This is a genomic window from Paenibacillus sp. TAF43_2 (assembly GCF_052113545.1).
Classification (GTDB): domain Bacteria; phylum Bacillota; class Bacilli; order Paenibacillales; family Paenibacillaceae; genus Pristimantibacillus.
The window spans coordinates 20,925-33,408 of record NZ_JBFRDK010000057.1 but is presented as its reverse complement, the minus strand read 5'-3'; the positions used below and the strand labels follow the sequence as shown (position 1 = coordinate 33,408).

16 protein-coding genes, 1 tRNA gene and 1 pseudogene are annotated in these 12,484 nt (G+C 41.0%); 10 read left to right on the top strand and 8 right to left on the bottom strand.

Annotated features, from left to right (window positions below; genetic code table 11):
* Positions 1–304: pseudogene (locus tag AB4Z17_RS14765) on the bottom strand (hypothetical protein); the annotation flags it as partial.
* Between the two features lie 220 nt (positions 305–524).
* Here AB4Z17_RS14765 and AB4Z17_RS14760 point away from each other — a divergent pair.
* From AB4Z17_RS14760 to AB4Z17_RS14750, 3 genes are all read left to right on the top strand, one after another.
* Positions 525–920 carry an RDD family protein gene (locus AB4Z17_RS14760; RefSeq protein ID WP_441960505.1) on the top strand — a complete coding sequence of 132 codons (396 nt, stop codon included), beginning with the start codon at positions 525–527 and terminating at the stop codon, positions 918–920.
* 168 nt (positions 921–1,088) lie between these two features.
* Positions 1,089–1,574: a hypothetical protein gene (locus AB4Z17_RS14755; RefSeq protein ID WP_441960503.1), complete on the top strand. Its 486-nt coding sequence runs from the start codon at positions 1,089–1,091 to the stop codon at positions 1,572–1,574.
* A 51-nt stretch (positions 1,575–1,625) separates the two neighbouring features.
* Complete coding sequence (locus AB4Z17_RS14750; protein WP_441909634.1) at positions 1,626–2,318, top strand: uracil-DNA glycosylase; 693 nt, start codon at positions 1,626–1,628, stop codon at positions 2,316–2,318.
* A 58-nt stretch (positions 2,319–2,376) separates the two neighbouring features.
* Here the strand turns inward: AB4Z17_RS14750 and AB4Z17_RS14745 are convergent, their stop codons facing one another.
* Positions 2,377–3,339 carry an S-layer homology domain-containing protein gene (locus AB4Z17_RS14745; RefSeq protein WP_441960501.1) on the bottom strand — a complete coding sequence of 321 codons (963 nt, stop codon included), beginning with the start codon at positions 3,337–3,339 and terminating at the stop codon, positions 2,377–2,379.
* Positions 3,340–3,539: 200 nt separating this feature from the next.
* Here AB4Z17_RS14745 and AB4Z17_RS14740 point away from each other — a divergent pair.
* Both AB4Z17_RS14740 and AB4Z17_RS14735 read left to right on the top strand, forming a co-directional pair.
* Positions 3,540–3,612, top strand: a tRNA-Val gene (locus AB4Z17_RS14740).
* A gap of 819 nt (positions 3,613–4,431) precedes the next feature.
* Positions 4,432–4,974: an NAD(P)H-dependent oxidoreductase gene (locus AB4Z17_RS14735; RefSeq protein WP_441960499.1), complete on the top strand. Its 543-nt coding sequence runs from the start codon at positions 4,432–4,434 to the stop codon at positions 4,972–4,974.
* 62 nt (positions 4,975–5,036) lie between these two features.
* Here the strand turns inward: AB4Z17_RS14735 and AB4Z17_RS14730 are convergent, their stop codons facing one another.
* The gene (locus tag AB4Z17_RS14730) at positions 5,037–5,411 is read right to left on the bottom strand and encodes a winged helix-turn-helix transcriptional regulator (RefSeq protein WP_441960496.1); all 375 of its coding nucleotides are present in this window, start codon (positions 5,409–5,411) and stop codon (positions 5,037–5,039) included.
* Between the two features lie 374 nt (positions 5,412–5,785).
* Here AB4Z17_RS14730 and AB4Z17_RS14725 point away from each other — a divergent pair, with 374 nt between their 5' ends.
* Positions 5,786–6,385, top strand: a complete 600-nt coding sequence (locus AB4Z17_RS14725) for a DUF4352 domain-containing protein (protein ID WP_441960494.1) — start codon at positions 5,786–5,788, stop codon at positions 6,383–6,385.
* 367 nt (positions 6,386–6,752) lie between these two features.
* On the opposite strand, the gene AB4Z17_RS14720 is transcribed toward AB4Z17_RS14725, so the two are convergent.
* The gene (locus AB4Z17_RS14720) at positions 6,753–6,920 is read right to left on the bottom strand and encodes an aspartyl-phosphate phosphatase Spo0E family protein (protein WP_441909956.1); all 168 of its coding nucleotides are present in this window, start codon (positions 6,918–6,920) and stop codon (positions 6,753–6,755) included.
* Positions 6,921–7,130: 210 nt separating this feature from the next.
* Positions 7,131–7,304 (bottom strand): YjfB family protein, encoded by a 174-nt coding sequence (locus AB4Z17_RS14715; RefSeq protein ID WP_441960492.1) that lies wholly within the window; start codon positions 7,302–7,304, stop codon positions 7,131–7,133.
* Positions 7,305–7,494: 190 nt separating this feature from the next.
* Here AB4Z17_RS14715 and AB4Z17_RS14710 point away from each other — a divergent pair, with 190 nt between their 5' ends.
* Both AB4Z17_RS14710 and AB4Z17_RS14705 read left to right on the top strand, forming a co-directional pair.
* Positions 7,495–7,662 carry a hypothetical protein gene (locus tag AB4Z17_RS14710; protein ID WP_179089803.1) on the top strand — a complete coding sequence of 56 codons (168 nt, stop codon included), beginning with the start codon at positions 7,495–7,497 and terminating at the stop codon, positions 7,660–7,662.
* Between the two features lie 136 nt (positions 7,663–7,798).
* Entirely contained in the window at positions 7,799–8,050 is a 252-nt protein-coding gene (locus AB4Z17_RS14705) for a DUF3892 domain-containing protein (protein WP_441960490.1), read from the top strand.
* Between the two features lie 65 nt (positions 8,051–8,115).
* On the opposite strand, the gene AB4Z17_RS14700 is transcribed toward AB4Z17_RS14705, so the two are convergent.
* Positions 8,116–8,844 (bottom strand): MBL fold metallo-hydrolase, encoded by a 729-nt coding sequence (locus tag AB4Z17_RS14700; protein WP_441960489.1) that lies wholly within the window; start codon positions 8,842–8,844, stop codon positions 8,116–8,118.
* A 505-nt stretch (positions 8,845–9,349) separates the two neighbouring features.
* Between AB4Z17_RS14700 and AB4Z17_RS14695 the strand changes: the two genes are divergently transcribed.
* A complete protein-coding gene (locus AB4Z17_RS14695; RefSeq protein WP_076268206.1) occupies positions 9,350–9,913 on the top strand; it encodes a stalk domain-containing protein in 564 nt (187 codons plus the stop codon).
* Between the two features lie 120 nt (positions 9,914–10,033).
* Positions 10,034–10,342 carry a DUF1292 domain-containing protein gene (locus AB4Z17_RS14690; protein ID WP_076268207.1) on the top strand — a complete coding sequence of 103 codons (309 nt, stop codon included), beginning with the start codon at positions 10,034–10,036 and terminating at the stop codon, positions 10,340–10,342.
* Between the two features lie 77 nt (positions 10,343–10,419).
* Here the strand turns inward: AB4Z17_RS14690 and AB4Z17_RS14685 are convergent, their stop codons facing one another.
* Both AB4Z17_RS14685 and AB4Z17_RS14680 read right to left on the bottom strand, forming a co-directional pair.
* Positions 10,420–10,836, bottom strand: coding sequence for a DUF1885 family protein (locus AB4Z17_RS14685; protein ID WP_076268208.1), 417 nt, complete (start codon positions 10,834–10,836; stop codon positions 10,420–10,422).
* 132 nt (positions 10,837–10,968) lie between these two features.
* Positions 10,969–12,438, bottom strand: a complete 1,470-nt coding sequence (locus AB4Z17_RS14680; protein ID WP_441960487.1) for an aminotransferase class I/II-fold pyridoxal phosphate-dependent enzyme — start codon at positions 12,436–12,438, stop codon at positions 10,969–10,971.
* Positions 12,439–12,484 lie beyond the last annotated feature (46 nt).

Below are 12,484 nucleotides of genomic sequence, written 5' to 3'. Positions count from 1 at the left end.
CAGTATAGATAATAGCGAACTTCGGCTCATACTCCGTCAGCGCACTTGCAAGTATTTCAAGACTGTAACGAACAGCAAGCAATTCACCGTAATTGGAGCCTTCAACATGTTCCATCAGTATTTTTTTGGCGGTAACGCGTATCGTTCTATTGAAGACAAAGCAACAAGCTGCTCCATGATTGTTTTGCGCAACGAAACCGGAGTAGTCACAATACAAACAAATCATACTCTTGTTCACAATGTTTTGTCTTAAACGAGGATTGGCATATGCTCTTTTTATTAGCAATTCTGTTGTAGTATCCACAAAATCTATCCTCCAGATCGTATTCCTTCTTTCATTATTTTAATCATCGTCAAAAAAGAGATGGGTTAGTCTTCAAATGGGATAGCTTCGAAATATTTTTTACTTTAAGAATAGGCGAATGGATTAAGGTATACATCGGAGCTGATCTGCGTAAGTTTTAATAGGAATGTGTCTGAATAAGGGAGTAACATTAATGATGTAATACTGGAGGGGACTCGGCATGAACGCAGGTTTTTGGATTCGATTAGGAGCTTCGTTGCTGGATGGCATTATTATTGGCATTCCATTAGCCATTATTTCATTATTATTTACAGGAGGAAATGAAGGTAGAGATTATTTTACAGATGCGGTCTCATTCCTTTACTCGTTACTGGTTCCGGTATTTTGGAGCGGCTATACCATTGGGAAAAGGATATGCGGCGTACAGATTAGAAAGTTGGATGGCTCACCTCCAGGTATAGGAACCATGTTATTGCGTAATGTTGTTGGTGGACTCGTTTATGGATTAACATTAGGTATTGCTGTGATCGTCAGCGCCTTTATGGTCGGTTTGCGCGAGGACAAAAGAGCGATTCATGATTTTATAGCAGGAACAGAAGTGGTGCATTCTGATTAAGCTGTCTTATGAGCTCGTTGCGATATCATGCAGCGGGCTTTTTTTATTATACTTTTGGCATTTGCCACGACATTTAATGAGGAAACTTTTTGCTTTCTCTATTTTGAATGAAGTAAACTAAGAGTTGTTTGAAATACCTGAGAAATAAGGGAAGTAGGTGGATGATTGATGCAGCACAAGAACGAGGAGAATTCACTTAAGCTAAGCGCGCGTCGACTCTATGCGGAGATATTCTCTTTAAAGGACACACTTTACAATGATCTTCTACATCGGTTTAAGGATGATGTATCACTCACGGAAAAAGCGGAGCAGTGGAAAACCGGCATAATGGCAGCTGCGATCTCTACAGCGCTCTACAGCTCTTCTCTGGGCGGAAACAAGGAGTTTCCTTATGTCTATTCCTATTTGAAAATAAAGCTTAAAACGTATCATTCTGAAGGGGAAGCGGCGATAGAGGACTGTATGTCTGTCATTTCAGGCCTATTAAATGAAGCTGATTACGAGCCTGATTCATTTTCCGAAGGAATCGCTTTATGGCTTTATTTTAGTATTCAAGGAAAAGAGTCGTTTGTAGAAGAAGAGACGGTTCCATATTTGCTTACTGGACAATATATTAATCAAGTTTTTTATAATTGGTTTGATAAGCAGAGCTAATAAAGGCTGCTTATTCAAAAACGATTGCGTTTGAAGGGGATATTAATGATTATGAATACGTTAGTAAATGATTGGGCGCAGAAATTGCAGAGTGAGCTTGAAGCGCCTTATATGCAAGAGCTTTTTGCCATATTGGCAGAAAAATATAAAACGACCACAGTTTATCCGGAAGCAGAAAATATATACAATGCACTTCATCATACATCCTATGAGCAGACGAAAGTGGTCATTTTAGGACAAGACCCTTATCATGGACCAAAGCAGGCGCATGGGCTTAGCTTCTCCGTGCAGCCAGGATTAAAGGTACCTCCTTCACTAAAAAACATTTACAAAGAGCTGGAGTCGGATGTAGGGGCCACTGTGCCTGACCATGGAAGCTTGCTATCATGGGCTAAGCAAGGAGTGCTGCTTCTAAATACAGTGCTTACGGTGGAGGATGGCAATCCTAATTCCCATCAAGGAATAGGGTGGGAGCAATTTACCGATCAGATTATTGCCACTCTAAACGATAGGGAGAAGCCCGTGGTATTTATACTTTGGGGCAAGAATGCAGAAGCGAAAGCGAAGCATATTAATGGTGACAAGCATCATTTAATTATTTCACCGCATCCGAGCCCATTTGCAGCGCGCAAAGGTTTTTTTGGAAGCAAACCATTTTCCAGGACAAATCGTTTCTTAGAATCGATTGGAAGCGAGCCGATTGACTGGTCGATTCCAATGCTGAATGAGCTTGAAAGCAAATAAAAAAAGACTTCTCAACTGTCTGATGGTTAATAAGACAGGTAGAGAAGTCTTTTTTGGTTTAATTGATGATGATCGCTTTGCCTGTTGACGATTCACTTGATCCCGTAGATTGCGAGGATTGGGTGAGTACTGGCTTTAGCTTAGCATCAATATAAGTGGAGGCGGATACGTCTGTAATAACTTGAGGATACATTTTATCTGGATCAGGCATGACCAATTCTACATTGATGAAAGCTTGATCTCCTTCGAAAGCAATAGAGGTAATACGGAAACCATAACCGGGATGCCCTACTTGAGTGCTTACGGTTACTTTATTGATCTGCGGGTTTACCGCCTCAATCGAAAGCTTCAGGTCGAGGCTCGGTTGCTCAGGCTTAGTTGGAATCGGAGCCGTCTCCTTTACAAATGTAATGGCGTCATATAGCCAGCCTGCTGCTTCACCGCGCAAAATAGCTTTTTTAGGATAAAACTTGTTCGCATTATCCAATGTGACGATTTTGCTTATGAGAAGCTTTTGAATGCTGTCCATGTAGGTTTTGTTCACATCAGCCGCATCTTCCAACTGCATGAAAATTTCTATAAAAGCGTAATCGCCTTTCGTCATCATAGCTTTAAACAAATGATGAGCAAATTGCTCGCGGGTCATGATGTCGTTAGCTTTGACCGTTTTTGGAATTTCTAGACCATTAATGCTCGCGATGATAAAAGCTTGCGAATACCAAGCGTTATCTTTTATGTTTGTAAAATAGTCGCTTGCTTTAGGTTCTTTAATGAAGCGGATATGGTCAATATTAATATCTAACCCTTTAACGATCAAAGAAACGCCTTCGGCATAAGTGAGCTTGCCTTTAGGATTAAACTTGTCATGTTTATCTCCGCTTAGTATGCCCATCTTCTTAAGCTCGTTAATTTTATGCTCGTTTACGTCATTTTTAACGTCCTTGAAAGCCCATGCGGATTGTCCAAGAGTGAAGAGCATCATTGCAACCAGTGTCATTGTCAGTATCAATCGTCTTTTCATACGGTCACCTCTTCTTTTATTTGCTGCAGCACTTACTTGACGTCGTTAAAAGACAAATTGTTGCAATTATTATACAATCATTGTGACCGATTCTACTTTTGTGGAGACATCGTGATGAGAGTGGAGAGTCAGAAAAATCTGTAAAGAAATATGTTGACTTGACGTCTTTCACCTGATATATTATTAATTGTCGCTAATATGATCTGGTAGCTCAGCTGGGAGAGCACTATCTTGACAGGGTAGGGGTCACAGGTTCGAACCCTGTTCAGATCATACAAACAAAAAACCCGCAAACCCTTGTGATACATGGGATTGCGGGTTTTTCCTTTTTCGAATAAACTCAATTATCATCACTTGATTTTGACTGTGATACGAATTTGATACGAAAGAACTCTAAATAAAAGGCTGACGGACACGAATATCAAACTTCGGATTTCTGCTTATTCTTGTTAAGCTGAATCAGATTTCTTTGATGAGAGGTGATTCCAATGAATCAACAAAATCCAATTTATATTCTCATACAAGTTATACTCCCGCTGGCTTTGGTCTTTCTATTCATCTACATCTACACGAATAGGATGACCAAAGCGACACATTTTGTTTGTCCGTTGTGTCGCAGTCGTTTTAAATTATCAAAAGTAGGCTTTGCATCGGCACTAAAGACGGGAGTATTTAACGAGCGAATCGTAACTTGTCCTGTTTGTGGCTATAAAGGCAGGATGCCCATTATAAAGGATTAGGAGTTCATAACTTAAACTTCGGAAGCCTTGATAATCAAGGTTTTTTTTGATTTTATAATCAAAACTGCGATACGAAAAACCCTCAGATTCTCCTAAACATTCTCTCCTTGATTAACGAAAAAATCGATTTAAATCAAGTGGACGGCAGTACCGTCAACAACTCTTTTGCACGCGCAATTCGTAACCATTTCACTCCTTCACTTGCCAAGTCTATTTAGCATTTGGTAAAGCGTGTTCGGTACAGTACTTACCTTATGGTAAGTAGGTGAACGAAAAGTGCATACTTCCGCAATGCGGCGATGCGATCTATACTCTAGTTCAGAAACAAATACCGCTCAAGGAGGGCAATACATTGAAAACACTTGTTATCATTACACATCCAAACATGGAAGCATCCATCGTCAATAAACGCTGGGCGGATGAGCTTCGTAAATATCCCGACAAATATACGGTTCACGATTTGCACAGAGCCTATCCCGACGGAAAAATCGACGTGGAAAAGGAACAACAGTTGATTGAAGCGCATAGCAATTTAGTTTTGCAGTTCCCTGTTTACTGGTTCAGTTCTCCACCGCTGCTTAAACAATGGCTTGACGAGGTGCTAACTTACGGGTGGGCATACGGATCAAAGGGCGATAAATTAAGAAATCGAAAAACCGCTCTAGCTGTAACCGCAGGGGGAAGGGAAAARGACTTTACCGAAGAAGGGAAATTCCGTTACGGACTTGACCAACTCTTATCTCCCTTTGACACGACATTTTTGTATTGCGGCGCAGATTATCGTTCCTTCTATGCCTTCTATGGTGCGGAATACGAGACGGAAGGAAATCCAGATTACTTAAGAAAATTAGATATTAGCGCGCACGGTTATGTTGATTTTATTGATAGTCTTTAATTAGTAGTGAAACGAAAAGCAGCATTTCCATCCATGGAAATGCTGCTTTTCTTCTTGAGTATTTATATCGAAAGCGGAATTGTTGCCGCCTGCGCGGCTGGTATGCCATTTTTTTCTCCCCATTGGCACATGATATCCAGTACCGGAATAATCGTTTGCCCCAACTCGGTCAAGGAATACTCGACTTTGGGAGGGATTTGTGGGAATTCCTCGCGGCTGACAATGCCGTCTGTCTCCAACTCTTTTAACATCACGCTTAATGTTTTAAAGGATATAGTGCCGATTCTCCGTTGCAGCTCATTGAACCGCATGACCTTGTTTTCGGAGAGCCAGTACAGTATGGTCATTTTATATTTGCCGCCAATAACAGACAATGTGTAGCCGAAGCCAGTGTCTTTGGGTTGAATGCCAGTCGGTACACAGTTTTCAACCTGCATGGGCTGTTATCCTCCTTTTGAGATATTCGACGAAAAAGGCAGGTGCTGCCGCGTCTCTATGCTAAGAATTCGTTTTCTCTGTAATTGATAATTCACTGAAAAGTCAACCTGGGAGCAATAAACTTACTATACCATTTCGAAACGATTAGTTCAAAACACTCTGGCAGTAAAAAGGTGCTTGATATAGCAAATGAGAAACTTTCTAACCACCATTTTATGGATATAAATTTAAGCAATTATTAAAAGTATTTTATAGCAATCTATTATAAGTATCAATTACTTGAAAAAGAATTGACGTAGTATGACAAATATTTCTAAGATAACCCTTGGAATTTGTGGTAATATGCAGAAAATTGTTGAAGGGGGAAAGTTTGATGAAAAAAGTTCAAATCTTTACATTACTCGCACTCATATTGCTTGTTTTATCAGCCTGCGGGGGATCACAAACAAATAATGCAGCCAAATCTTCAAGTAACAATCAAGCAAGCACGGTGGATAGCAAGGAGACTGAGGCTACTGAAACACCCAAAGAAACGGAAACTCCGCCTACGGAGGAACCGAAAGAAGCATCCTTCAAGCCAGGTGAAAAATTCAAATTAGGCACTTGGGAAATTACCCTTGAATCATTTGAGTTTAATCAAAAAGTGAGTAGTGATATGTTTTCCTCAAGCACTGATGAAGGCAATAAATTTATTGTATTAAATTATAATGTTACCAATAATGGCAAAGCGGCAAATGATTTTACTGCAATGATAAATGGTATTCAAATGAAAGCTATTTTTAAAGGCGAGTATGAATATGATTACACTGTAACTATGATCGATGGAGACTTGAGTCAAAATAGTATTAAACCATTAGCGAGCAAAAAAGGTTTTGTTGTAATCGAAGTTCCAGACTCGGTAGCTAGTTCCAATGAAAGTCTTGTAATTAAGCTTGAAGATGATGGGGAAAAAGCTCAAATCGTTTTAAAATAGTAGATACAGTCACTCATTATTGTGGGTGTTTTTTTATCCCGAAAAAGCAAACTTTAATCGCGGCAGTTGATTGTTCCATTCTTTTAAGAGAGAGTTGCGCCGAAGCCGAACATGGCAAGGTAAAGTAGTTAATTAGAGGAAGCAGGAGGGAAAATCAAAACAGGGAAATCAAATGGTGTTGTGGCAGTTAGGATCGTGAGCCTTATGAGGTGAAGAGGAGAATGCTGCAAAATTTTGATAAGGTAGGTGCACGTTCAGAACCCTTGCATAGCAAGGGTCCTTTTTATTTTATGTCCACAATTAAACCTCCAAAACCTAATTTCATATTCTTTCATGCAATATAAGAAAACCTCTTCATGCGAAAGGGCTAATTTGAATGATTGGCTAAGCATCCGGAATATTGATTTAAGAGAAAGTCCAGTTCTTGGCTAATTTTGAGAACAGCTTGATCTGTAAAATTATTGCACGCGCCAAATATCTCGACCATTTCAGCTCGTAATTCTTCAATTCTTTGTTGATAAAAGCAGATGTTCATCATAATCCCTCCAACTTTTCATTTGTTAAATTAAGGATAAACGAAGGTTGTTAGAATTTTTTAACAATGAGATTAGGATAATGTTAGTTTTCTGAACAATCTCAAAGAAGCAGGCCTTCGTATTAGATTAACTAAACATATCAGTTTCATTTGAAACAGTTTCAAGATGGAAAACCCCCAAGTAGCGATTTATGCCTTTGGGGGTTCAGTTTAAACTTGTATATCGATGCTTTGGCCTAAATGAGGTTGTGCTTGTTTCATCATTTGAACCATATCCTGCGTTTGCTGCGTAGCTTGTTCCTTTGCTAAAGACATGACACGGATGCTCGCTGCAAGTGCTAAGCTGTTCTGATTCATTGCTATTGATGCTGCTGCTATATCCATAAAACACCTCCTTATTTCATTATCGGCAAAAACGATCAACTTCTTTACAATAAATCGTTGCTCGCTGGTGCTGCCCTGATATGCTGCTTAAACCTGTTTCATGCGACTTAATTGTGGATTTAATTTAAACAATACTAAAGGCACGATTCCCAGCATACGATGATAGAAAGCGCGCAGGAGGCGGTTGCTGTTGGCAGCAGAGTATGCCTATTTAGCCATTTGGCTATTGGGGATGTTTGGAATTATCGGCATTGTTATTGGTTCTGTAGCAAATTTCGCAATACATGATTCTTTGTCACATGACGAGCAGTTTGTTTGGAGAAGGAAACTTCCAGCTGACGCAATCAAAAGAAAATAAAATCAAAAATCCAGCGTTCGCTCCTCATGCGATAGCGCTGGATTTTTTTGTAAGGTGATGGTGCATAATTATTGCACACGCAAGGCATGATATAAATTGGCTGTACATTCTGATAAGTTGAGAGGGGCTAACAAAGATGAGTCACGAGGTTGACGGACAAGATACTAGGGAGCAAATTGTTGCCGTACAAAAGGATGGAGACGGTGATCTTACCGCATTCAAAACGAATAGCGGCCGAGTGCTTGACTATGCAACGGCACTTCAAGAGGTACAAGCAGGTCATATTGCAGGGGTAAATGCCTTTAAAGGAAAAGATGGCGAAATCTATATTCGAGGCGACGCAGATGGAGATCCAACAAACAATTTGGATCAGCTTCCAATGTTCTAAATTAAATGTTAACAACATTAATAAAAAGGCGCCGCACTTCTTAGATGTCGGCGCCTTTTTTGTATTTAGTTGATCTCATAGCTTTCATGCTGCCTAACGATTCGCATATGGCCGGTTAGACCTTCATATTGCTCTATGGTGTCTCCGTAATGCATAAGCCATATTTTACTTTGAATAGATTCAGGAAGGCTTAGAAGCTCCTCCAGGCTTGCGTGAACAACAGCTGGCGCTTCAAGCTGGCAATCATGGTAAATAGTCGTTACGCCATCATCAACTAATTGCTGAAGCAGCTCTGGATCAAATCGCATGTCGGCAGAGTAGAAGAAGCTGTTGTTAAAAATAAAGGAATAGCTTGGCTTATTAGGAATATGCTTCGTTTGCAACAGCTTAACAGTCAAACCAGGATGAATTTCAAATTCGTTATTTGGCTGAATCGGATGGACCTCGAAAAAATCCTCAAGCTTGGTTAAAGGATCCTGCGTTAAACCTCCGCGAAGTGTTTGCTCCCAAAGCGGTTCAACTAACGACTCTGCTATGTATAGGGCAGGCTTTCGATTATATTTAAACATCATTTGGAAGGCGTATTCTTCTAATCCACCTACATGGTCCCCATGAATGTGACTGATGAGAACAGCATCCAGGTCAGAGAAGGCAAGTCCTTGTTGATGTAAAGCCTTCGGTAAAGTGATTCCGCAGTCTACGAGCAATCGGAAGCCATTCACTTCAATAATAGCATTATTATTATCGTATTTTTTGGCAAAGGCACTGCCTGTACCAATCATTTTTATTTTCATGAATCACACCTCCTCAGCTTTCTATATTGTTTAATGTACCAAATTTAAAATATATCTGACAAATAAAGATGCACATTCGCCCGTGTCTACATACAATGCTAAAGCGATACGTACAGTGGAGGCGAACAAGTGATGAGYAAAGGAAAAGGCAAAGTTGTAAAGAAGAAACAGCCGGCAAGCGATCGGAAACAGTATAATTATAAACTTGTACTTTCGGATACCTGTGCAGTATGTAAAACACCGTGTACAAGAGGGATGGCATATCTTGCAAGAATGAGAAATCCTGGAACAGTAGGCAAAGGTGTTCCTTGCATTTTAACAAGAACGTATGGGTAATTATTATTTCCACTTTTATATTTCCCAGGCAAGCGCAGGTTTCAACAGCATTTGACAATAATGGTTAAGATGTAGTATGGGATTAAAAATGTTTCATAAATCGCGCAACTTTGCTCGGGCTGACGAGTATAACCTTTCATCCAGGCTATCGGATGGAGGGCTTACAACTATGAAAATCAGAAAAATCGTTATTCTGCTTCTGCTGCTATCTCTTTGGGGTGGATCGATGATGTTCGCAGACTCGGCTATACAGAAGGTTCGCGTTCTCATTAACGGAGATGATCAGGATGACGGTGGAATAATGACCGATGGCAAAACTTATTTGCCGCTTCGTCAATTAGCCACATCTATGCAAGCCATTGTGGAATGGGACAATCAAACGAAAAAAGCGACCGTTTATAAGCCTAACGTGCATATGTTTCTTTTCCAAAATAATGCGGTATTCGGAAACGTAGCAAAAGGCTATCAAGCGAAGTTTAAAGTGTTTGCCCAGATCGATAATTTGATGACGGATATTGTAGCCGTCAAGGTTTCTATTTTCGATCCGAATGGTAAAGAGAAAGTGATTCAAACGGAAAGTGTCAAAACATCAAAAGATAATTTCTGGTTCGCTACAGAAGATATCTCATATAAATTCGAATCTAGCGGGAAATATCCGATTCGTTTTTACCTAAAGCTCAAGGGCTCAGATGAGTGGACTGTTGTTTCAGAAAAACTAATTTCTTCTTTGTAGTAATCAAATGGTCTACCTAAGGCGCTCCTTTTCTTCATAGGGGCGTCTTCGTTTGACCGTTGATAGAGTGTCATGTTAATATACGATAGTCTGTAAACATTATTGAAATGGGGTAATAACATGAGCGAACATCAGCATGGCGATGATTGCGGCTGTGGTGAAGACCACGAGCATGAAGAGCATGTCTTTATCGTGACTGACGACGAGGGCCAGGAACGTGAAATGGTCATGGTTTATACGTTTGAATCCGAAAGCCAAGTTTACGCTGTATTGCTGGATCGCAACGATCCAGAAGCAGACGGCGTTATCTTCCGTATTGAAGAAGAGAACGATGAGTCCTTCCTAGTTGGCATCGAAGATGATGCGGAATGGGATCGCGTAACAGCGATTTACGAAGAAATTGCTCGTACGGAAAGCGAAGAGAACTAGTTCTCTTAAGCTTTAACGAGCTAGTACTAAAAAAACGATCTGCGAGTTTCGCTTGCGGATCGTTTTTTTTTATTAACTTATTTGCGTGGATTAAAATAAATCGTTCTTCCATTAAACATGGTCAGCTCTGCCTTCAACTGCTTAGCTATATATTTGCATAGTTCATTTGCTTTCGATTTGTCTCCGTGCGTAGCTTCCTCTGGTAACACGACTTGAACGCAAGGGACGTTTTGGCCTGCTGCGCTTGCCGTTTCGCCGGGTCCAAAGATGATATGCTTATAAAGGTGGTTAATACCCTTTAAATAAAACCAACGATCATCATCCTTCGATTCGATCGTATAAGGAAATGCGGCTTCGGCATAGTCCCAATCCAATTGCGAGCCGGTAAGGCTTGTTTGCTCCCGGTAACCTATAAGCTCGTTTTTAATTTCCTGCAGCGTCAGTTTCTCCACGGATGATCCTTGCACAAATTTGATATAAGCGCTTTGACTCATCGCATCTCACCTCTGCCAACATCATAGCATGCTCGAAATAGGTTGACAATAAGTGGCATTCCGTAAAAATAATTAGAAAAAAACCGACCTCAGGATTTCTATAAGATTCCTGTAGATCGGTTTATTAATTTATTATGAAATGGCTGTTTCTTCAACGATTACTTTAACGAACTCGATGCTGCGATCTTCCGGCCCCTTGACAGGCAATCCGACTTGGACATGATCCACGATATAATCGATATTTTTTTGGGTAATGACTTCGCCTGGCAGCAGAATCGGAATGCCTGGCGGGTATACATAAATGAATTCAGCAATAATTCGGCCAGCTGATTCTTTGAACGGAAGAACTTCTGTCTCACCGTAAAAAGCATCACGAGGCGTCAAGGACAGCTGTGGAATATCTGGAATTTTGACCACTAATTCACGTGCTTCAGCGCCTTCATGGAAATGCTCAGACAATCCACGCAGCGCAGTTAACAATTTAGACACGGAATCAGAGGTATCTCCAGGCGTAACTAGGCAAAGAATGTTATACATATCGCTCATTTCAATTTCCACATTATAGTTGTCGCGCAGCCAGTTCTCCGTTTCATATCCGGTGATGCCAAGGTGGCGAACATGAATGGAAACTTTAGTGGGATCGAAATCATAAGTAGCCTCATCGCCGAGAATTTCTTCTCCGAAGCAATATAGACCTGGAATTTCATTGATTTGTTTGCGTGCGGATTGAGCAAGCTCAATCGCGCGCTCAGCGATAGCATGTCCGTTCAAAGCAAGGTTGCGTCTAGATGTATCAAGCGAACCTAACAAAATATACGATGTCGACGTTGTTGTAAGCATGCTGATTACGGTTTGAATACGGTGCGGGTTAACTCTTCCCTTGCGAACATTAAGAACTGAGCTTTGCGTCATAGAACCGCCGAGCTTATGAACGCTTGTCGCAGCCATATCCGCGCCTGCTTGCATCGCTGACATTGGCAGCTTCTCATGGAAATGAATGAGTACGCCATGTGCTTCATCCACGAGTACAGGGATATCAAAGCTATGAACGAGATCAACGATCTCCTTAAGGTTGGCGCAAATGCCGAAATAGGTAGGGTTGATGACAAGCACAGCCTTTGCATCCGGATGGCGCTCAAGCGCTTTACGGACGGRGCGGGTCGTTATGCCATGATCAATACCTAGCGTATTGTCACGGGCTGGCGAGATGAATACTGGTCTGGCACCTGCAAAAATAATAGCGGCCATAATGGATTTGTGAACATTTCGAGGCACGATGATTTTGTCCCCCGGGGCACATACGGTCAAAATCATCGTCATTATTGCGCCGCTTGTTCCTTGTACAGAGAAATAAGTATAGTCTGCTCCGAAAGCGTCAGCAGCTAGCTTCTGCGCTTCCTCAATAACGCCGGTTGGCTGATGCAGGTCATCAAGCGGTGCTATATTGATTAAATCGATCGACAACGCGTTATCGCCGATAAATTCGCGAAATTCGGAATCGCTGCCTAATCCCTTTTTATGTCCGGGAATATGAAACTGAACGGGATCCTGCTCCGCATGCTTACGAAGCGCGGTGAAGAGCGGGGTTAAATTGTGATCCATCGCTTTCATCCCTGCCTTTCTTTAAAGTTTACAAACAAAGTTGAGT

What these genes read in the sequence shown, in the direction of transcription:
- AB4Z17_RS14715 (WP_441960492.1), bottom strand. Translation starts at nt 7,304, where the DNA reads ATGGATATAGCAGCAGCATCAATAGCAATGAATCAGAACAGCTTAGCA.
- AB4Z17_RS14695 (WP_076268206.1), top strand. Translation starts at nt 9,350, where the DNA reads ATGAAAATCAGAAAAATCGTTATTCTGCTTCTGCTGCTATCTCTTTGG.
- AB4Z17_RS14720 (WP_441909956.1), bottom strand. Translation starts at nt 6,920, where the DNA reads ATGAACATCTGCTTTTATCAACAAAGAATTGAAGAATTACGAGCTGAA.
- AB4Z17_RS14690 (WP_076268207.1), top strand. Translation starts at nt 10,034, where the DNA reads ATGAGCGAACATCAGCATGGCGATGATTGCGGCTGTGGTGAAGACCAC.
- AB4Z17_RS14730 (WP_441960496.1), bottom strand. Translation starts at nt 5,411, where the DNA reads ATGCAGGTTGAAAACTGTGTACCGACTGGCATTCAACCCAAAGACACT.
- AB4Z17_RS14685 (WP_076268208.1), bottom strand. Translation starts at nt 10,836, where the DNA reads ATGAGTCAAAGCGCTTATATCAAATTTGTGCAAGGATCATCCGTGGAG.
- AB4Z17_RS14750 (WP_441909634.1), top strand. Translation starts at nt 1,626, where the DNA reads ATGAATACGTTAGTAAATGATTGGGCGCAGAAATTGCAGAGTGAGCTT.
- AB4Z17_RS14705 (WP_441960490.1), top strand. Translation starts at nt 7,799, where the DNA reads ATGAGTCACGAGGTTGACGGACAAGATACTAGGGAGCAAATTGTTGCC.
- AB4Z17_RS14700 (WP_441960489.1), bottom strand. Translation starts at nt 8,844, where the DNA reads ATGAAAATAAAAATGATTGGTACAGGCAGTGCCTTTGCCAAAAAATAC.
- AB4Z17_RS14745 (WP_441960501.1), bottom strand. Translation starts at nt 3,339, where the DNA reads ATGAAAAGACGATTGATACTGACAATGACACTGGTTGCAATGATGCTC.
- AB4Z17_RS14725 (WP_441960494.1), top strand. Translation starts at nt 5,786, where the DNA reads ATGAAAAAAGTTCAAATCTTTACATTACTCGCACTCATATTGCTTGTT.
- AB4Z17_RS14755 (WP_441960503.1), top strand. Translation starts at nt 1,089, where the DNA reads ATGCAGCACAAGAACGAGGAGAATTCACTTAAGCTAAGCGCGCGTCGA.
- AB4Z17_RS14760 (WP_441960505.1), top strand. Translation starts at nt 525, where the DNA reads ATGAACGCAGGTTTTTGGATTCGATTAGGAGCTTCGTTGCTGGATGGC.